A 4,868-nucleotide genomic window follows, 5' to 3' on the forward strand; every position below is an offset into this window, starting at 1 on the left:
CCTTCGTGCTGGTCTGGGTGCTGGCCAGTGCCGGGCCACGCTCGCTGATCCCGCGCCGCTGGGGGCTGCACCTGCTGCGCGGCGGGCTGGGCATGGCGATGATCGGCTGCTTCGTGTTCGCCCTGCGCGACCTGCCGCTGTCCACCGCCTACACCATTTATTTCGTCGCGCCGCTGCTGATTGCCGCACTGTCGGTGCCGCTGCTGGGCGAGCGGGTCGGGCCGCGGCGCTGGGTCGCCATCGGCATCGGCCTGGTCGGCGTGCTGGTGGTGCTGCGGCCGGGCGTGGGCGGTTTCATCTCGGTGCCGGGCCTGATGGTGCTGGCCGCCGCCACCGCCTATGCCATCGCCGCGATCACCGTCAGCCTGCTGACCCGCACCGATACCTCGCAGTCGATGGTGGTCTGGTTCCTGGTCATCATGGCCATCGGCGCAGGGCTGCTGGCGATCCCCGGCTGGGTGCCGCTGCAGATGGCGCATGCGCCGTTGATCGCCGGCATGGGCCTGGCCGGCGCACTGGGCCAGATCGCACTGACCAAGGCCTTCCAGCTGGGTGAGGCCTCGATGATCGCGCCGCTGGAGTACAGCGGCCTGGTCTGGGTGATCGGCTGGGACCTGGCGTTCTGGGGGCAGCTGCCTGATGGCTACACCTGGGCGGGCGCGGCGATCATCGTCGCCTCGGGCCTGTACCTGCTGCACCGCGAACGGGTGAACCGGCAGGAGCCGCCGAAACCGTTGGACCATCCCTGAACCGGTTTGGCCGGGGAATGGGGTCAGAGCCCCTGCGGGGATCCGACCCCGGCCAATGCGCCGGTGCGGGCGACTTAGAACCAAAAGGAATAACATTCTGGCCCATGGCGCGGGCGCGCGAGCGCCGGCGCTGGTAGGCTGCACGCCCCCTTCCATCGCCCTCCCGGTGAGCTGATCCCGTGATCGAGTTCCAGCGCCTGCACAAATCCTATGCCGTTGCCGGCCGCGCAGTCAGCGCGCTGCAGCCGCTGGACCTGACCATCGAGGCCGGCGAGGTGTTCGGCATCATCGGCCATTCCGGTGCGGGCAAATCGACGCTGATCCGCATGATCAACCGCCTGGAGGAGCCCAGTGGTGGCCGCCTGTTGATCGCCGGCGAAGATGTCACCGCGTTGGATCCGGAAGGCCTGCGCGCGCTGCGCCGCCGGATCGGCATGATCTTCCAGCACTTCAACCTGCTGTCCTCGCGCACGGTGRCSGGCAAYGTCGCCTTCCCGCTGGARCTGGCCGGAACGCCGAAGGCCGAGATCGATGCACGCGTGGCCGAACTCCTGCAGACCGTGGGCCTGCAGGCGCATGCGGACAAGTATCCCGCGCAGCTGTCGGGCGGCCAGAAGCAACGTGTGGGTATTGCCCGGGCGCTGGCCACCCGTCCGCAGATCCTGCTGTGCGATGAGGCCACCAGCGCGCTGGACCCGCAGACCACCGCCTCGGTGCTGGCGCTGCTGTCGAAGATCAACCGCGAACTGGGCCTGACCATCGTGCTGATCACCCACGAGATGGATGTGATCCGTCGTGTCTGCGATCGCGTGGCCGTGCTCGATGCCGGGCAGCTGGTCGAGACCGGCCCGGTAACGAAGGTGTTCCTGCACCCGCAGCACCCGACCACCCGCCGTTTCGTCAGCGAATCGGAGCAGGTGGACGAGGGGACGCTGCACCGCGATTTCGACGCGGTCGGTGGCCGTGTCGTGCGCCTGACCTTCCTCGGCGCCGACACCTACGAACCCCTGCTTGGCAGCGTCGCGCGGCAGACCGGGGTCGACTACAACATCCTGTCCGGCCGTATCGACCGGATCAAGGACACCCCGTATGGACAGCTGATCGTCGCCCTGGTGGGCGGTGATCAGTCCGCTGCGCAGGCCGCGTTCGTGGCCGCCGGCGTTCACGTTGAGGAACTGCGCCGATGATCATCGCCACCGCTGGCGGCTTTTTCCGTCACCTGGATGCAGGCAAGTGGGCCGACATCGGCCAAGCCACCATCGACACCCTGCTGATGCTGGCCGGTTCGCTGCCGCTGACCCTGGCCATCGGCCTGCCGCTGGGCGTGCTGCTGTACCTGTTCGGTGCGCCACAGCTGAAACGCCGGCCGGTTGCCTACGGCGTGCTTGCGCTGGTGGTGAACCTGCTGCGCTCGGTGCCCTTCATCATTCTCATGATCGTGCTGATCCCGGTGACCCTGTTCATGATGGGCACCTCGCTGGGCGTGCGTGGCGCGATCGTGCCGCTGGTCATCGGCGCTGCACCGTTCTATGCGCGGCTGGTGGAAACCGCCCTGCGTGAAGTGGACCGCGGGGTGATCGAGGCGACCCAGGCCATGGGCGCCACCACCTGGCAGCTGGTCACCCGCGTGCTGCTGCCCGAAGCACGGCCGGGCCTGATTGCCGGTGCGACGGTGACCACCGTGGCCCTGATCGGCTTCACTGCGATGGGCGGTGCGATCGGTTCCGGTGGCCTGGGCGACCTGGCCTTCCGCGACGGCTACCAGCGCTCGCACACCGACGTGGCGCTGGTCACGGTGGTCCTGCTGCTGGTGCTGGTGCAGCTGCTGCAGATGCTCGGCGACCGTCTGGTCGCGCATTACAGCCGCAGATAACAGAATGCCGGGCGGCGCCCGGCATCGTTCAGGGTGGTGCCGGCCGCTGGCCGGCAACCTCATGTCTTGTCTGGTAGTGCCGGCCGCTGGCCGGCAACCTCATGGACGCGGGAAACATCGTGCAGTTGCCGGCCAGCGGCCGGCCCTACCACCGTGTGCGGTCAACGCACGTTCGGTACTTCGTAGCCCAGCTTGCCCACCTGCTCGGCGTGCTGCGGCACGCGCTTGAGCTTATCGGTGTTCACCCCGTACTCGTCGCGCAGGCGTTCGGCCAGGTCCTTGTACAGCGCCTTGTCCATGTCAGGCGTGCGGGCGAAGATCCAGGCCATCTCGCGGCCCGGGTAGCCGATCAGCGCCCAGGAATAGTCCGGCGCCACTTCCAGCACCCGCGAATGGGTCGGCACGACCCGGTAGAACCAGGTGCGCCAGCCGTGGTTGCCACTGTCGGGATCGACGCTGGCGCGCGCACGGATTTCCTGCAGCGGTTCACCGAAACCATCGCGGTAGCGATAGGTGATGGCGACCTTGTGGTCCTCGCGCAGCTCGTACTGGTTGACGCTGGCGACGTGGCCGCGCTCGATGAAGTTCGGCACGCGGCCGATCACGTACCAGGTCCCCATGAAGCGCTGCAGGTCGATCACCCCATCTGCAGAGGCTTCCGCGGCGCTGTTGCGGGACGACGGTGGGGAATTGGCAGCCACTGCCGGACCGCCCAGGGACAGGGCCAGCAACACAGCGCAGAGCGGGCGGATCGAGGTCATGCGGGAGCGGGCTCCAGTGGGCTTGCCCGCGCATGGTCACTGTGTGCACGCCATCCGTCAATGGTGTCGCAGCCGGTGAGAAGCCCCGCAGCCAAGCTGACCGCCATCGACCACCGGAGAATCCGCATGCGCACACGTCCCCGCCACCGCCCGCCAACTGAACGCGTCAGCGAACGCGCCGATCCGCGCCTGTTGCGGGTGGTGCCGCAGCTCGCCCTTGCTGGCCTGGCCGTGGTGCTGGTGTGGCCGGCCGCGCGCGGCAGCAGTGCCTGGCTGGGCTGGCTGCCGCTGTGGCTGGTCGGCATGCCGTTGGCGGCCTGGTGGGCACTGCTGCGCTGCCCGTTGCCAACGCTGGCCGCGCTCCGCTCGCTGCGACGCGACCATGGGCAGGCCCGGCGGCGCTCCCCCACACGTACGCGCAAGGCGCACACCGCCACGGCCTGACCTTCGACACGGGGGCGGCCCCGGTGATCCATGCTAGCGTTCCACGGCTAATGACTGCCTGGAGCTGCAATGTCACGATTCGCTTCCGCCTGCCTGCTGGCCGGCATGATGACCGCTGCCTCGGTGGGTACCGCCGTGGCCGCTGAAGACACCGACCGTTACGCCTGGCTGGAGGACGTCACCGGCGACAAGCCGTTGTCCTGGGTCAAGGAACAGAACGCCAAGTCCGAGGCGCGCCTGGCGCAGACCCCGGCCTTCAAGCAGATGGAGAGCAGCATCCGCGAGGTGCTCGACTCGGACGCCAAGATTCCCGGCGTGCAGAAGATCGGCGATTACTACTACAACTTCTGGAAGGACAAGCAGCACGAGCGTGGCCTGTGGCGTCGCACCACCCTGGCCGAGTACCGCAAGGCCTCGCCGACCTGGGAAACCGTGCTCGACCTGGATGCGCTGAACAAGGCCGAAAACGAGAACTGGGTCTGGCACGGCGCTGACTGCCTGCGTCCGGATTACAGCCGCTGCCTGATCGCGCTGTCGCGCGGCGGTGCCGACGCCGATGTCACCCGCGAGTTCGACCTGGCCAGCAAGAGCTGGATCAAGGACGGCTTTTTCCGTCCCGAATCGAAGGGCGGCCTGAGCTGGATCGACCGCGACACCGTGTTCGTCTACACCGATTTCGGCAGCGGCTCGATGACCACCTCCGGTTACCCGCGCGTGGCCAAGCTGTGGAAGCGTGGCACGCCGATGTCCGCCGCCAGCCTGGTCTACGAAGGCAAGCCGGAAGACATGTACATCGCGGCGATGCACGATGACACCCCGGGCTTCGAGCGCAACCTGGTCAGCCGTACGCTGGCCTTCTACAACAACGAGATCTACCTGCGCGGCGACGATGGCAAGCTGACCAGGATCGATGCGCCGAACTCGGCCGAGAAGGGCCTGCACAAGCAGTGGCTGACCCTGGAACTGCGCGATCCGTGGACCGTGGGTGGCAAGACCTACGCCTCCGGCGCACTGCTGGTGACCAAGCTGGATGATTTCCTG

5 protein-coding genes and 1 pseudogene are annotated in these 4,868 nt (G+C 67.8%); 5 read left to right on the forward strand and 1 reads right to left on the reverse strand.

Annotated features, from left to right (window positions below; all coding sequences use genetic code 11):
* The 3 genes from AB4Y84_RS13280 to AB4Y84_RS13290 all read left to right on the forward strand — a co-directional run.
* Positions 1-749, forward strand: a 749-nt coding sequence (locus AB4Y84_RS13280; RefSeq protein ID WP_442250262.1) for a DMT family transporter, incomplete at its 5' end; no start/stop codon positions are given.
* A 179-nt stretch (positions 750-928) separates the two neighbouring features.
* A complete protein-coding gene (locus AB4Y84_RS13285) occupies positions 929-1,936 on the forward strand; it encodes a methionine ABC transporter ATP-binding protein (protein ID WP_442250263.1) in 1,008 nt (335 codons plus the stop codon).
* The gene (locus AB4Y84_RS13290; protein ID WP_025877307.1) at positions 1,933-2,622 is read left to right on the forward strand and encodes a methionine ABC transporter permease; all 690 of its coding nucleotides are present in this window, start codon (positions 1,933-1,935) and stop codon (positions 2,620-2,622) included. Before AB4Y84_RS13285 ends, AB4Y84_RS13290 begins: the two co-directional genes overlap by 4 nt.
* 161 nt (positions 2,623-2,783) lie before the next feature.
* Here AB4Y84_RS13290 and AB4Y84_RS13295 read toward each other — a convergent pair whose 3' ends face one another.
* On the reverse strand, positions 2,784-3,383 hold the full coding sequence (locus AB4Y84_RS13295) for a lipocalin family protein (protein ID WP_025877305.1): 600 nt from the start codon (positions 3,381-3,383) through the stop codon (positions 2,784-2,786).
* 126 nt (positions 3,384-3,509) lie between these two features.
* On the opposite strand from AB4Y84_RS13295, the gene AB4Y84_RS13300 reads away from it, so the two are divergent.
* Both AB4Y84_RS13300 and AB4Y84_RS13305 read left to right on the forward strand, forming a co-directional pair.
* On the forward strand, positions 3,510-3,827 hold the full coding sequence (locus AB4Y84_RS13300) for a hypothetical protein (RefSeq protein ID WP_032976554.1): 318 nt from the start codon (positions 3,510-3,512) through the stop codon (positions 3,825-3,827).
* 69 nt (positions 3,828-3,896) lie between these two features.
* Positions 3,897-4,868: pseudogene (locus AB4Y84_RS13305) on the forward strand (S9 family peptidase); the annotation flags it as partial.

The sequence above is a fragment of the Stenotrophomonas sp. 2YAF22 genome (genome assembly GCF_052114665.1).
GTDB lineage: Bacteria > Pseudomonadota > Gammaproteobacteria > Xanthomonadales > Xanthomonadaceae > Stenotrophomonas > Stenotrophomonas indicatrix.

What these genes read in the sequence shown, in the direction of transcription:
- AB4Y84_RS13290 (WP_025877307.1), top strand. Translation starts at nt 1,933, where the DNA reads ATGATCATCGCCACCGCTGGCGGCTTTTTCCGTCACCTGGATGCAGGC.
- AB4Y84_RS13295 (WP_025877305.1), bottom strand. Translation starts at nt 3,383, where the DNA reads ATGACCTCGATCCGCCCGCTCTGCGCTGTGTTGCTGGCCCTGTCCCTG.
- AB4Y84_RS13300 (WP_032976554.1), top strand. Translation starts at nt 3,510, where the DNA reads ATGCGCACACGTCCCCGCCACCGCCCGCCAACTGAACGCGTCAGCGAA.